This is a genomic window from Streptococcus sp. C300, assembly GCF_000187645.1.
In the GTDB taxonomy this organism is placed as follows: Bacteria; Bacillota; Bacilli; order Lactobacillales; family Streptococcaceae; genus Streptococcus; species Streptococcus oralis_CQ.
Genome location: NZ_GL732466.1, coordinates 741,438 through 756,325 on the forward strand (window position 1 = coordinate 741,438; position 14,888 = coordinate 756,325).

At 44.3% G+C, this 14,888-nt stretch carries 9 protein-coding genes; 1 reads left to right on the forward strand and 8 read right to left on the reverse strand.

Going from position 1 to position 14,888, the window contains the following annotated elements:
- Window positions 1–2,563: DNA-directed RNA polymerase subunit beta' (gene rpoC / locus HMPREF0849_RS03510; RefSeq protein WP_009013568.1), on the reverse strand; the 2,563-nt coding region annotated here is incomplete at its 3' end.
- Between the two features lie 32 nt (window positions 2,564–2,595).
- Window positions 2,596–6,207, reverse strand: coding sequence for a DNA-directed RNA polymerase subunit beta (gene rpoB / locus HMPREF0849_RS03515; protein ID WP_000907172.1), 3,612 nt, complete (start codon window positions 6,205–6,207; stop codon window positions 2,596–2,598).
- Between the two features lie 442 nt (window positions 6,208–6,649).
- On the opposite strand from rpoB, the gene HMPREF0849_RS03520 reads away from it, so the two are divergent.
- Window positions 6,650–10,366, forward strand: coding sequence for a pullulanase (locus HMPREF0849_RS03520; RefSeq protein ID WP_000723745.1), 3,717 nt, complete (start codon window positions 6,650–6,652; stop codon window positions 10,364–10,366).
- A 201-nt stretch (window positions 10,367–10,567) separates the two neighbouring features.
- Here HMPREF0849_RS03520 and HMPREF0849_RS03530 read toward each other — a convergent pair whose 3' ends face one another.
- Genes HMPREF0849_RS03530 through HMPREF0849_RS03555 form a run of 6 tightly spaced genes read right to left on the reverse strand, consistent with a single transcriptional unit; the run spans window position 10,568 to window position 14,887 of the window.
- Complete coding sequence (locus tag HMPREF0849_RS03530) at window positions 10,568–11,332, reverse strand: amino acid ABC transporter ATP-binding protein (protein ID WP_000942256.1); 765 nt, start codon at window positions 11,330–11,332, stop codon at window positions 10,568–10,570.
- A 9-nt stretch (window positions 11,333–11,341) separates the two neighbouring features.
- Window positions 11,342–12,064 (reverse strand): amino acid ABC transporter permease, encoded by a 723-nt coding sequence (locus HMPREF0849_RS03535; RefSeq protein ID WP_000350563.1) that lies wholly within the window; start codon window positions 12,062–12,064, stop codon window positions 11,342–11,344.
- Between the two features lie 3 nt (window positions 12,065–12,067).
- Window positions 12,068–12,760 carry an amino acid ABC transporter permease gene (locus tag HMPREF0849_RS03540; RefSeq protein WP_000255460.1) on the reverse strand — a complete coding sequence of 231 codons (693 nt, stop codon included), beginning with the start codon at window positions 12,758–12,760 and terminating at the stop codon, window positions 12,068–12,070.
- A 32-nt stretch (window positions 12,761–12,792) separates the two neighbouring features.
- Window positions 12,793–13,671 (reverse strand): transporter substrate-binding domain-containing protein, encoded by an 879-nt coding sequence (locus tag HMPREF0849_RS03545; RefSeq protein ID WP_000036995.1) that lies wholly within the window; start codon window positions 13,669–13,671, stop codon window positions 12,793–12,795.
- Window positions 13,672–13,682: 11 nt separating this feature from the next.
- The gene (locus HMPREF0849_RS03550) at window positions 13,683–14,681 is read right to left on the reverse strand and encodes a uroporphyrinogen decarboxylase family protein (protein ID WP_001290984.1); all 999 of its coding nucleotides are present in this window, start codon (window positions 14,679–14,681) and stop codon (window positions 13,683–13,685) included.
- Between the two features lie 2 nt (window positions 14,682–14,683).
- Complete coding sequence (locus HMPREF0849_RS03555; RefSeq protein WP_000837737.1) at window positions 14,684–14,887, reverse strand: hypothetical protein; 204 nt, start codon at window positions 14,885–14,887, stop codon at window positions 14,684–14,686.
- Window position 14,888 lies beyond the last annotated feature (1 nt).

The window sequence follows — 14,888 nt, forward strand, 5'->3', positions numbered from 1 at the left end:
TTTTAACTAAGTTTTCTTTAGTATAACGACCATTGAGACGTTCTTCGAGAGACTCGATCATCTCTTTTCCTTCTGCGATAGAACGGATCAAGAGACCACGGTCTGTTCCACAGTCGTCCTCACGGATGATAACGTCTTGGGCAACGTCAACCAAACGACGAGTCAAGTAACCTGAGTCGGCTGTCTTAAGGGCCGTATCGGTCATACCTTTACGGGCACCATGAGTTGAGAAGAACATTTCGAGTACTGACAAACCTTCGCGGAAGTTTGAAAGGATTGGCAATTCCATGATACGTCCATTCGGAGCGGCCATCAGACCACGCATACCGGCAAGCTGTGAGAAGTTTGAGATGTTACCACGGGCTCCAGAGTCCATCATCATAACGATTGGGTTCTTAGGATCTTGGTTGGCAACCAAACGTTTCTCCAATTTTTCACGGGCTGCACGCCATTCAGCTGTAACAGCGTTGTAGCGCTCGTCGTCTGTGATCATACCACGACGGAATTGTTTGGTGATTTGTTCTACACGTTTGTGTGATTCTTCGATGATTTCAGCCTTGTCTTCAACAACTGGGATATCGGCAATACCCACTGTCAAACCTGCAAGAGTTGAGTGGTGGTATCCGAGATTCTTCATGCGGTCAAGTAGGGCAGAAGTTTCTGTCGTACGGAAACGTTTGAAGATTTCGGCGATGATATTCCCAAGGTTTTTCTTCTTGAATGGAGGATTAAGTTCAAGGTTGCGAATAGCTTCCTTGATATCTCCACCTAGTGGCAAGAAGTACTTAGCTGGAACACCTTCTGTTAAGTTAGCATTTGTTGGTTCTTGCAAGTAAGGCAGACCCTCTGGCATGATGTCATTGAAGAGGATTTTACCAACTGTTGTCAGCAAGACCTTGTGTTTTTGTTCTTCAGTCCAAGGTTTGTTGAGACTATCTGTCGCGATACCAACACGTGAATGGAGGTGAACATAACCATTGCGGTAAGCCATAACCGCTTCGTCACGGTCTTTGAAGACCATTCCTTCCCCTTCACGACCAGCTTCTTCCATGGTCAAGTAGTAGTTACCCAAAACCATGTCCTGAGATGGAGTAACAACTGGTTTACCATCTTTCGGGTTCAAGATATGCTCAGCAGCCAACATCAAGATACGAGCTTCTGCTTGAGCTTCTTCTGAAAGCGGTACGTGGATGGCCATTTGGTCCCCGTCAAAGTCGGCATTGTAGGCTTCACAGACAAGCGGGTGCAAGCGAAGGGCCTTACCATCAATCAAGACTGGCTCGAAGGCTTGGATACCCAAACGGTGAAGGGTCGGTGCGCGGTTGAGAAGCACTGGGTGTTCTTTGATTACTTCTTCAAGGATATCCCAGATACGTTCATCTCCACGTTCTACCAAGCGTTTAGCTGCTTTGACGTTTTGCACGATGTCACGGGCAACGATTTCACGCATCACAAATGGTTTAAAGAGCTCGATAGCCATTTCGCGTGGTACACCACATTGGTACATCTTAAGAGTTGGACCAACGGCGATAACGGAACGTCCTGAGAAGTCAACACGTTTACCGAGCAAGTTTTGACGGAAGCGTCCTTGTTTTCCTTTAAGCATGTGGCTTAATGATTTAAGTGGACGGCTACCTGGTCCTGTAATCGGACGACCACGACGACCATTGTCAATCAAAGCGTCAACCGCTTCTTGAAGCATACGCTTCTCATTTTGAACGATGATACCTGGTGCATTCAACTCAAGCAAACGAGCCAAGCGGTTGTTACGGTTGATAACACGGCGGTAAAGGTCGTTCAAGTCAGATGAGGCAAAACGGCCACCATCCAACTGCAACATTGGACGAAGGTCTGGTGGAATAACTGGAAGGATGTTGAGAATCATCCATTCAGGTTTGTTCCCAGACTTGTAAAAGGCATCCAAAACATCCAAACGACGGATGGCTTTGACACGTTTTTGTCCAGTAGCTGTTTTCAACTCTTCTTTGAGTTCAGCAATTTCTTTTTCAAGATCTACTTGTTTCAAAAGGTCTTGGATGGCTTCGGCACCCATTTTGGCAACGAATGAACCATAACCATACTCACGCAAGCGCTCACGGTATTCGCGCTCTGTCATGATAGACTTGTGCTCAAGTGGTGTATCCTTCGGATCAATCACCACGTAAGCCGCAAAGTAGATAACTTCCTCGAGGGCACGAGGGCTCATATCAAGGGTCAAGCCCATACGACTTGGAATCCCCTTGAAATACCAGATGTGAGATACAGGAGCTTTCAACTCGATGTGCCCCATACGCTCACGACGAACTTTCGTACGCGTTACTTCAACCCCACAGCGGTCACAAACAATTCCTCTGTAACGAATGCGTTTGTACTTCCCACAAGCACATTCCCAGTCCTTTGTAGGACCAAAGATGACTTCGTCAAAGAGTCCTTCACGTTCTGGTTTCAAGGTACGGTAATTGATTGTTTCAGGTTTTTTGACTTCTCCATAAGACCATGAACGGACTTTGCTTGGAGAAGCTAGGGTGATTTGCATACTTTTAAAACGATTTACATCAACCACTATTTCTTCCCTTTCTATTCTAAGTGAACTGCTTATTCTTGTTCAGCAGCTTCTTCTGTTGCTTCCGCTTTTGTTGCTTTCTCTGCTTCTTCAGCTTCAAAGGCTGCTTTAGCCTCTTGGGCTGCTTTTTCGCGGGCTTTTTCAAGGTCATCTACGTGGATGACATCTTCGTCCATTCCTTCATCCAAGTCGCGAAGTTCCACTTCTTGGTCATCTTCGTCAAGGACACGCATGTCAAGACCAAGAGATTGCAATTCTTTTACAAGAACTCGGAAGGATTCTGGAACACCTGGTTTTGGAATTGGTTTTCCTTTTGTAATAGCTTCATAAGCTTTCAAACGTCCGTTGATATCGTCAGACTTGTAAGTCAAGATTTCTTGGAGGACATTTGATGCACCGTAGGCTTCAAGAGCCCAAACTTCCATCTCACCGAAACGTTGTCCACCAAACTGAGCTTTACCTCCGAGTGGTTGTTGGGTAACGGTTGAGTATGGTCCGACTGAACGTGCGTGCAATTTATCATCAACCATGTGGTGGAGTTTGATCATGTACATGACACCAACTGATACACGGTTGTCAAACGGCTCCCCTGTACGTCCATCGTAAAGGATTGTTTTGGCATCGCTATCCATACCTGCTTCTTTAACAGTATCCCAAAGGTCTTCAGAACTTGCTCCGTCAAAGACTGGTGTTGCGATGTGGATACCAAGAGTACGGGCTGCCATACCAAGGTGGAGTTCCATAACCTGACCGATATTCATACGTGATGGCACCCCAAGTGGGTTCAACATGATATCGACTGGAGTTCCGTCTGGAAGGTAAGGCATATCTTCTACAGGAACGATACGAGAGACAACCCCTTTGTTTCCGTGACGTCCGGCCATCTTATCTCCGACCTTGATCTTACGTTTTTGAGCGATGTAGACACGAACCAGCATGTTAACACCTGATTGCAACTCATCACCATTTGCACGTGTAAAGATCTTAACATCACGAACGACACCATCGGCACCATGAGGTACACGAAGCGAGGTATCACGTACTTCACGAGACTTGTCGCCGAAGATAGCATGCAAGAGACGTTCTTCAGCTGAAAGGTCTTTTTCACCCTTAGGTGTGACTTTACCGACAAGGATGTCCCCTTCTTTAACCTCAGCACCGATACGGATAATACCCATTTCGTCAAGGTCTTTAAGGGCATCTTCACCAACGTTTGGAATTTCACGAGTAATTTCTTCAGGCCCAAGCTTTGTATCGCGTGTTTCTGATTCGTATTCTTCGAGGTGGACAGATGTGTAGACATCGTCTTTGACCAAGCGTTCGCTCATGATAACGGCATCCTCAAAGTTGTAACCTTCCCATGTCATGTAGGCAACGATTGGGTTTTGTCCAAGCGCCATTTCCCCTTTTTCCATAGAAGGTCCGTCAGCGATAAAATCGCCTTTTTCAACAACATCGCCAACTTTAACGAGAGTGCGTTGGTTGTAGGCAGTACCTGAGTTTGAACGACGGAATTTTTGGATGTGGTAAACGTCCAATGAACCATCTTCGCGGCGTACTTCTACCTTGTCAGCATCTGCGTATGTAACTTTACCATCATACTGAGCAATAACAGCAGCACCAGAGTCATGAGCTGCTTGGTATTCCATACCAGTACCAACGTAAGGTGCTTTTGGATCAATCAAAGGCACAGCCTGACGTTGCATGTTGGCACCCATGAGGGCACGGTTGGAGTCATCGTTTTCCAAGAAAGGAATACATGCTGTCGCAACGGCAACTACCTGTTTTGGTGACACGTCCATGTAGTCAACCACTTCTGCTGGATACTCTTGGTTGACCCCTTGGTGACGTCCCATGACAACTTTCTCAGCAAAAGTACCGTCTTCGTTGAGGTGAGAGTTAGCCTGCGCTACAGTAAATTCATCTTCTTCATCGGCTGTCAACCAAACGATTTCGTTTGTGACTACACCTGTTTCACGGTCAACCTTACGGTATGGTGTTTGAACAAATCCATACTTATTCAAGTGTCCGTAAGATGACAAGTTATTGATCAAACCGATGTTAGGTCCTTCAGGTGTCTCGATTGGACACATACGACCATAGTGAGTGTAGTGCACGTCACGGACTTCATATCCAGCACGGTCACGTGTCAAACCACCAGGTCCTAAGGCTGACAAACGGCGTTTGTGAGACAACTCAGAAAGTGGGTTATGTTGGTCCATGAACTGTGACAACTGTGATGAACCAAAGAATTCTTTAACCGCAGCTGTTACAGGACGGATATTGATGATTTGTTGCGGTGTTAAAACTTCATTGTCTTGAACAGACATACGTTCACGGACATTACGTTCCATACGAGAAAGTCCAAGACGTACTTGGTTGGCAAGCAATTCACCAACTGCACGGATACGACGGTTCCCAAGGTGGTCGATATCATCCACACGTCCGATACCTTCTGCCAAGTTGAGGAAGTAGCTCATCTCTGCAAGGATATCCGCAGGAGTTACAACACGAACCTTGTCGTCTGGATTGGCATTTCCGATGATGGTTACAACACGGTCTGGGTCCGTTGGAGCAACAACCTTGAATTTTTGAAGGACAACTGGTTCTGTCAAAACAGCTGCATCATTTGGAATATAAACGATCTTATTCAAGTCGCCATCCAAGTGGTGCTCGATACTCTCGATCACGCTACGAGTCATAACGGTACCAGCTTCTACCAAGATTTCACCAGTTTCAGGGTCTACCAATGGCTCCGCAATGGTTTGGTTGAGCAAGCGTGTTTTAACGTTGAGTTTTTTATTGATCTTGTAACGACCAACAGCTGCCAAATCGTAGCGACGTGGGTCGAAGAAACGTGCCACAAGTAAGCTACGTGAGCTTTCAGCAGTTTTAGGCTCACCTGGACGAAGGCGTTCGTAGATTTCTTTCAAGGCTTCGTCTGTACGAGAGTCCATTGGATTCTTGTGGATATCTTTTTCAACAGTATTGCGAACCAATTCGCTGTCACCAAAGATGTCAAAAATTTCATCATCACCTGAGAAACCAAGGGCACGAACCAAAGTCGTAAATGGAATCTTACGAGTACGGTCGATACGAGTATAAGCGATGTCTTTTGAGTCGCTTTCCAGTTCCAACCAAGCTCCACGGTTAGGGATGACAGTTGAACCGTAGCCCACTTTACCGTTCTTGTCTACTTTGTCATTAAAGTAAACACCTGGCGAGCGAACCAACTGAGAAACGATAATACGTTCACCACCATTGATGATGAAAGTACCCATTTCGGTCATGATTGGGAAATCACCAAAGAAGACTTCTTGGGTCTTGATTTCGCCTGTTTCTTTATTGATCAAGCGGAAGGTTACAAAAATTGGTGCTGAGTAGCTAGCATCGTGGATACGTGCTTCTTCGAGCGTGTATTTTGGTTCCTTGATTTCATAGCCAACAAATTCCAACTCCATTGTGTCTGTGAAGTTTGAAATTGGCAATACATCTTCAAATACTTCCTTAAGACCGTGATCTAGGAAATCTTTGAATGAATCCGTTTGAATTTCAATCAAATTTGGTAAGTCAAGAACTTCTTTGATTCTTGAAAAACTACGACGGGTACGATGTTTCCCGTATTGAACGTCATGTCCTGCCAAGATGATTCTCCTTTGTAAATAAATTCCAAGCCTTGTCAATCAGGCTTTTCTAATCGTCATATGGTTTTAAAAACCCCTATCACCGTGTCCCTTTGATGAATTTTCAGAATCTTTAAATTTTTGTTACAAGCACTCAAAAACCTGAAAAAAAGCACAAAAAGAGCAGCTAAATCTGACTTTTTCAGAAGATTTAACTGCTGTGAGCCTTGTCTGGACAATATTTCAGACAAAACCTACGACAAATGATTATTCATATTATACCTTATTTAGCTAGATTTTTCAAGGTTTTTTTACTATTTTTTAAACAATCTTTTCCTATATATTATTTTAAAATTTCAAGAGAATGAAGCATTATATTTTCTCTTAAAATTTAGGAAAACGCTTGCACTAATGTTTACCTCGTGCTATACTGATAGGGAACAACTACACAAGGAGAATTGTGATGAAAAAGATCCCATCTCAAACTGAGAAAAAAATGATTTACGGTATCCGTTCCTTGAAGAACGGAACTGGTTCTGTCCTTATTGGTGCCAGCATTATCCTGCTTTCTGCTGCAATGCCAACTATTTCGGCCAACGAAAACCTGCCTCAAACTCAGGAAAATACCAGCGCCATGACCCAGGCTCCTAATGAGACTGAAACGAGTCAAACTCAAAAGGAAATGCCTATTTCTGAACAAAAGAATGCAAACGCTTCCCTTGATTCTAAAAAAGAAGCTCCAGCTGTGGAAACTACTACAGCGCCAGAAACACCCAAAACAGAAGATGCTACTGCAAGCCAGCCCAACAGCAAGGAAGAGAAAGTAGATACTAGCACTTCGACGCCAAATTCTGATCAAAAACCACAAGCAGACACTAGTTCTGAAGAACCAATCGAAGATAACTACTTCCGCATCCATGTGAAAAAACTCCCTGAGGAAAACAAGGATTCTCAAGGCCTTTGGACTTGGGACGATGTTGAAAAACCTTCTGAAAACTGGCCCAATGGAGCCAAGTCCTTCAAGGATGCCAAGAAAGATGACTATGGCTATTATCTCGATGTCAAACTTAAGAATGATCAAGCTAAGAAAGTCAGCTTCCTCATCAACAATACTAAAGGGGATAACCTGACAGGGGACCGTTCGGTAGAGCGCCTTTCTCCAAAAATGAACGAGGCTTGGCTAGATGAAAACTATAAGGTATACAACTACCGTCCTCAGCCAGCGGGAACAGTCCGTGTCAACTACTACCGCACCGATGGCAACTATGACAAAAAATCTCTTTGGTATTGGGGCGATGTCAAAAACCCAAGCAGTGGAGAATGGCCTGACGGTACTGACTTTACAGCAACTGGAAAATATGGCCGTTACATTGATATCCCACTCAATGAAGCTGCGAGAGAATTTGGATTTTTATTACTAGACGAAAGCAAGAAAGGCGATGATGTGAAAATCAGAAAAGAAGATTATAAATTCACTGATCTAAAAAATCACAGTCAGATTTTCCTCAAAGATGATGACGAAACCATCTACACCAACCCCTACTACGTTCACGATATCCGTATGACTGGTGCCCAACACGTGGCTAAATCTCGTATCGAAAGCAGTTTTTCTACCCTAGTTGGAGCTAAGAAAGACGACATCCTCAAACACTCCAGCATCACTGATTACCAAGGGAATAAAGTAACTATCACAGACGTGGAAGTGGATGAGGCAGGTAAAAAAGTGACCTATATCGGCGACTTCTCTGACACTCAACACCCTTACACTGTCAGCTACAATTCAGACCGCTTTACCACACGTTCAAGCTGGCGCCTCAAGGATGAATCCTACAGTTACGATGGTCCACTCGGCGCAACTCTAAAAGAAGATGGCAAGCGTGTTGACCTCACCCTCTGGTCTCCAAGTGCTGATAAGGTTTCCGTTGTTGTCTATGACAAGAAAGACCCTGAAAAAGTAGTTGGAACTGTCGCCCTTGAAAAAGGAGAAAAAGGAACCTGGAAACAAACTCTGGATGCAAACTCTGGTCTCGGTATCAGCAACTACACTGGCTACTACTACCACTACCAAATCGAGCGCCAAGGTAAAACTGTCCTCGTTCTTGACCCTTATGCCAAATCATTAGCGGCTTGGAACAGTGACCTAGCAAAAACAGATGCCGCTCATAAGGTCGCTAAAGCTGCCTTTGTCGATCCAGCGAAGTTAGGTCCGCAAGACTTGACCTATGGAAAGATTCGTAACTTCAAATCACGTGAAGATGCCGTTATCTATGAAGCTCATGTACGTGACTTCACTTCGGATCCTGCCATCGCAAAAGACTTGACCAAGCCATTTGGTACCTTTGAAGCCTTTATCGAAAAACTGGACTATCTCAAAGACTTGGGTGTGACCCACATCCAGCTCCTTCCAGTCTTGTCTTACTACTTTGTCAATGAATTGAAAAACCATGAACGTTTGTCTGCCTACGCTTCAAGCAACAGCAACTACAACTGGGGATATGACCCTCAAAACTACTTCTCCTTGACTGGTATGTACTCAAGCGATCCTAAGGATCCAGAAAAACGTATCGCAGAATTCAAAAATCTCATCAACGAAATCCACAAACGTGGCATGGGGGCTATCCTGGACGTGGTCTACAACCATACTGCCAACGTTGATATTTTTGAAGATATTGAGCCAAACTACTATCACTTTATGGACGCAGACGGAACTCCACGTACTAGCTTCGGAGGCGGCCGTTTGGGAACTACCCACTACATGTCTAAACGTGTCTTGGTAGACTCTATCAAGTATCTGGTTGAAACCTACAAAGTGGATGGTTTCCGCTTCGATATGATGGGTGACCACGATGCGGCTTCTATCGAAGAAGCTTACAAGGCTGCACGCGCCCTCAATCCAAATCTTATCATGCTAGGTGAAGGCTGGAGAACCTATACAGGCGATGAAAATACGCCTGTACAACCTGCTGACCAGTCTTGGATGAAGAAAACAGATACTGTCGCTGTCTTTTCAGACGACATCCGTAACAACCTCAAGTCTGGCTATCCAAACGAAGGTCAACCTGCCTTTATCACAGGTGGAAAACGCGATATCAATACCATCTTTAAAAATCTGATTGCTCAACCAACTAACTTTGAAGCAGACAACCCTGGAGATGTTATCCAGTATATCGCAGCCCATGATAACTTGACCCTCTTTGACATCATTGCCCAGTCTATCAAAAAAGACCCAAGCAAGGCTGAGAACTATGCTGAAATCCATCGCCGTTTGCGACTTGGAAACCTCATGGTCTTGACTGCTCAAGGAACTCCCTTTATCCACTCTGGTCAGGAATACGGACGTACCAAACAATTCCTTGATCCAGCCTACAAGACTCCTGTCTCAGAGGATAAGGTTCCAAACAAGTCTCACTTGTTACGTGACAAGGACGGCAAGCCATTTGTCTATCCTTACTTTATCCATGACTCTTACGACTCTAGTGATGCTGTCAACAAGTTTGATTGGACCAAAGCAACTGATGGCAAAGCTTATCCTGAAAATGTCAAGAGCCGTAACTATATGAAAGGATTGATCGCCCTTCGTCAATCTACAGACGCTTTCCGACTCAAGAGTCTGCAAGATATCAAGGAGCGCGTCCACCTCATTACTGTTCCAGGACAAAATGGCGTTGAAAAAGAAGATGTGACCATCGGCTACCAAATCACTGCTCCAAACGGTGATATCTACGCTGTCTTTGTCAATGCGGATGATAAGGCTCGTGAATTTACTCTAGGAACTGCATTTGCTCACTTGAGAAAGGCTGAAGTCCTGGCAGATGAAAATCAAGCCGGACCAGTAGGAATCACTAAACCTCAAGGTCTCGAATGGACTGAAAAAGGCTTAAAATTGAACGCTCTCACTGCCGTTGTTCTCCGCTTGTCTCAAGGTGGTGCCATTGTCGCCCCAGCTGTGGAAGAAAAACCAGAGTTTAATCTTTCTAGCTTGGAAGTTGAACCAGAACAAGGCCAAGATCAAAACCTAGTAGCTAATCCTGAAACTCAAGAAACTGCTGCAGAGGCTCACTCTCAGAACCTCCTTCCAAACACAGGAACTGAGAGCAAATCACTTCTTGCCCTTGCTGGATTCAGTATCCTTGCCCTTCTCGGACTTGGATGGTTGATAAAAAACAAGAAAGAGAACTGATACTCAATGAAAATCAAAGAGTAAACTAGAAAGCTAGCCACAGGCTGCTCAAAACACTGGTTTGAGGTTGTAGATAAGGCGAAGCTGACGAGGTTTAAAGAGATTTTCGAAGAGTATAACCTAGCCCTCCTATAGAAAAACACCCTATGATTAGAAGAATCTTCTAGTCATGGGGTGTTGTTTTTATGATACACTTAGCTATCAAATCATATATTCTACACTATAGCTAGCGTCTGATAAGATACGAGCCAGAAACTGCTTGGTTCGTTCTTCTTGTGGACGACTAAAGAAATCGTGGGGATTGTTCTCCTCTACGATACGGCCTCCATCCATGAAAATAACGTGGTTGGCGACATCTCTAGCAAATCCCATCTCATGCGTGACGACCACCATGGTCACACCTTCTCCCGCCAACTGTTTCAGAACATCCAAAACATCTCCAACCAACTCAGGGTCTAGTGCTGATGTTGGTTCATCTAGCAAAATGACCTCGGGTTTGACGGCAATAGCACGCGCAATTCCTATTCGTTGTTGTTGCCCTCCAGATAGTTGTGAAGGGTAGTAGTCTTTGTAGGCCAGTAAACCAACTTTTTCCAAGGCAGATTCTGCACGTTTGAGCGCTTCTTCCTTGGGAACTTTACGAGCCACGATTAGGCCTTCTAGAATATTTTCCAGAGCAGTTTTGTTTGCAAAGAGATTGTAGTGTTGGAAAACAAAGGCTGTTTTTTGGCGAATTTCTAGAATGTCTTTCTTGCTCAATTTGGATAAGTCATAGGTCTTTCCTGCCAAGGTCAAACGGCCACTGTCAGCTTTTTCTAAGTGATTAAGACAACGGAGAAAGGTCGTTTTCCCCGAACCTGATGGTCCTAAAATAACGACGACATCCCCTTGGTTAACCTGAAGATTGACATCCTCCAAGACCTGCCTCTCACCAAATGTTTTTGCGATATGTTCTACTTGTAACATCCTGTCCTCCTATACGAAACGCGCGCTAGATGCTTTTGCACTTTTTTCTTTTTTCACATAGCCTTTTTCCAGTAGGGAGAAGCCCCACTGAATCAAACCACAGATCAAAATATACTGCAAAAAGATCACAAAATAAGACTCAAAATACTGGTAACCGTAGGACGCTTCTACACGAGCAATAGCGGTGATGTCCTTGATAGTCATAACAAAGACCAGGGAGGTCCCTTTGACGATATTGATCACCAGATTGGCCAAGTTAGGCAAGGCTGAGCGCAAGGCTTGAGGAAAAACAATCCTTAGATAGGCCTGGGTCGTAGTCAAGCCAATCGCATGCGCTGCCTCTAGTTGTCCCTTGTCCACCGTCAAGATGGCTGAACGCAAAATCTCCGATAAACTCCCGACTGTCATCAAACTATAAATGATAAAGGCATAATAGAGAGGATCAAGCTTGAAAATATCAAAGTCACTTCCTATGCTTTTGAGAAATTGATTCAGCAGGCTTGGAAACAAACTATAAAAGAAGAGAATCAATAAAATCGGAGGAGTCGCTCGGATAAAGGCCAGATAGACCAGAGAAAAACTCCTCACACCTCGAACCTTGTAAATCTGCCCCAAGGCTAAAAATAGAGCCGGTAAAAAGCTTAAGACCATAGCCACAATCATGATAATCAAGGTGATTGGCACACCCTTCAAGGTCTCCAGAAAGGTCTTTACAATATAGTCTATATCCATTTCTTACCTCCCTTTTGTTTCCAAAGACTTCTCAAGCAAACGACTCAAGCTAGAAATAACCAAGGCAATCCCCCAGTAAAGAAGCGCAACTGCCGTATAGGTTTCCAGAGAGTAGTTCCCTAAATTGCGACTAATCAAGAGATTGCCTGCCCCCATAACATCAACAAAACCAATCGTATAAGCCAAGGCAGCATCCCGCATGAGATTGAGAATAGCGGTCGTTATATTGGGAAGAGCAACTTGAAAAGCTTGAGGAAAAATGATTCTCCAAAAAGTCTGACTTGGAGTCAAACCAATACTAAGCCCGGCCTCTGTCTGCCCCTTTGGAATAGCTTGATAGGCCGCCTTGAAAACCTCGGCAACAATAGCCGCAAACAAGAGAATCATCGTCAAGAGAACAAAAATAGTTTTAGACCAGTTGTTGATGTCCAAACCAAGCCACCATTTCAGAAATTCTGGCAAGCCATAAAAGACTAGAAAAAGCAAGACAATCGGCGGTGTACAACGAAGGGTAAAGATATAGCCTTTGGAAATCGCTGCAAAACTCTTGTCTTCTCCTACTTGTGCCCAGGCCAAGAGACCTCCAAAAAGGGAACCAAGAAGAGTGGTAAAAAAGAGAATGGACAAGGTCATAGGAAGTGCCTGCCATAAGGTTGGCAAAAACTGAAAGACCTTGGAAAAATCATAAGAAACCATGCAAAACCCTTTCTAGTCTTGGAATTTCTGGTCTAGTCTTTGTCTACGTAACTAAAGACATCTTCTTTAAAGTATTGCTGAGATAGCTTAGCAAGCGTGCCATCTTCCTTCAACTCTTTGATTGCTTTTTCATATTCTTTAGCGAATTTCTCACCCTTTTCATCACGGTGAATCAAGGGATAAGTTGGAATACCCTTGTATGGGAACCAGCTGAGTTTATCCGCATATTGGTGGTAAGGGCCATCTTCTGCGGTAACTGCTTTTTCAAAGGACAGTTTGATATCAAAGAAGGCGTCATAACGTCCTTCTAAGACCCAGGCATAGGCATCTGCCACTTTAAAGGATTCAGCTGCTGTTAGCTCAATCGGTGCATCCTGATGTTTTTCATTGTAGCTGGTGATAACATTCCATTGAGCATTCTGTGGAGAGATGGGAACCAATTTCCCTTTATTCTTAGCAAAGTCATCAATGGTTTTGTATTTCTGTTCATCTTCTTTTCTGACAGTAAATCCGATGATGCTCGCTCCGACTGGTTCAGATGGAATGACAAACTTTTTAGCTCGTTCATCTGTGTACCAAGCTCCCTTGGTTCCGATGTCATACTTACCTGATTCCAGACCAATCAAGAGGTCATCATCACTGGTACCCGTATATTCAAATTGATAGTTTGCCAACTTCTCATCAACAGCCTTCAAAACAGCTACCTCATAACCATCTGATTCCCCTTTTTCATTGACAAAGTCATAAGGTACATAGTTTTGTGTATGGGCAACCTTCAAGGTTATAACTTCAGCAGACGAAGCCATTTCTCCATCCTTGGCTGGAGCACCAGCTAAACTTCTCCCGATAATCGTTGCCCCAATTACTGCAACCACTGCTACACCACCGATAATCCATGCTTTTTTACTCATCTTTTTCTCCTTTAGTTTTCAAGCGCTTCTCTCACCCACTGGATACGTTCAACTGCGATATCACTTGGAATGGTACAATCTGCCCCAAGTACCAAGCCCTGTTCCCCAGCTTCTGCAACTAGTTTCTTTGCTTCAGCCTGAATGGCATCCTTGCTACCAGTATACAGTAAGCCTGTCTTGCCATTTTCAAATCCTCCAAGAACCGTACGTCCCTTGAAAATCTCACGACCTTCCTTGAGAGTGATTCCCTCTGGTCCTACAGCCCAGTTAAAGACTTGGGCTGGATAGTCTGCAAAAAGGTGAATATCATTTCGCGCTCCCTCGTAGCCACAGATATGAAGAACTGTGACTCCACCAACAGCACTAGCTGCTTCCAGAACCGTTATCTCGCTAGGGGCAATGACGGCTTGATAATCTGCTGCCGACACTCGTTGATCTTGGATACTCTGCACGCTGAGGTAGATTCCATCAGCACCAGCCTCTTCGATAACAGCTCGGCTGAGACTCGCAATATCCTCTGCAATCACATCCAACACCTTCTTAAGAGCTTTAGGATCTTCCACCAGAAAATCTGCAATGAGGTCATCGCCACCAGACACTTCCCCCAGTAGCCACTTGAGATAGGTCACAGGAGCAAAAATATTGTAAATCGCAACGATATCTTCTGTAAACTCTTGCTTGATTTTCTGAACCAAGGCCACCTGCTCTTTTATCCAAGCGTGCTCTGGTCCGAGTGGTTGAATGGTCGCCAATTCTTGAAGTGATTTGCCTTTGGCAATCGCTGGATTTGGATAAGCAAAGTAGCCATCACTCATTAACTTGATAAAGTCTGGCTGAATTTCTCGTATAAAGCGCTTATGGCCCTCGATATTCTTCTCGATAATGACTGGATTTGAGAAACCGTGTAGCCATTCGTCTTCGGATGTGAAATGGTGCCAAAAACCAACTGGCACACGATCAACCTTTTCACCTCTAAATGCTTTTAAAACCCATTCTTTTTTTTCTGACATTCTTATTCTCCATTTCTTACTTTTTCAACTAATAAACTGCTTGCGATATCATTCGAGCGTAGAAAGGGAAGACTGGACTTGGAAAAATCCTGAACTCCACGACATCTCTCTCCATTTTTGCAGTGCCCATTTTTTACGACGCTTATGGCAACCAAAGCCAGCAAACCGACAACTGCAATGAAGATTCCCCATCTTTTACTTTTCATA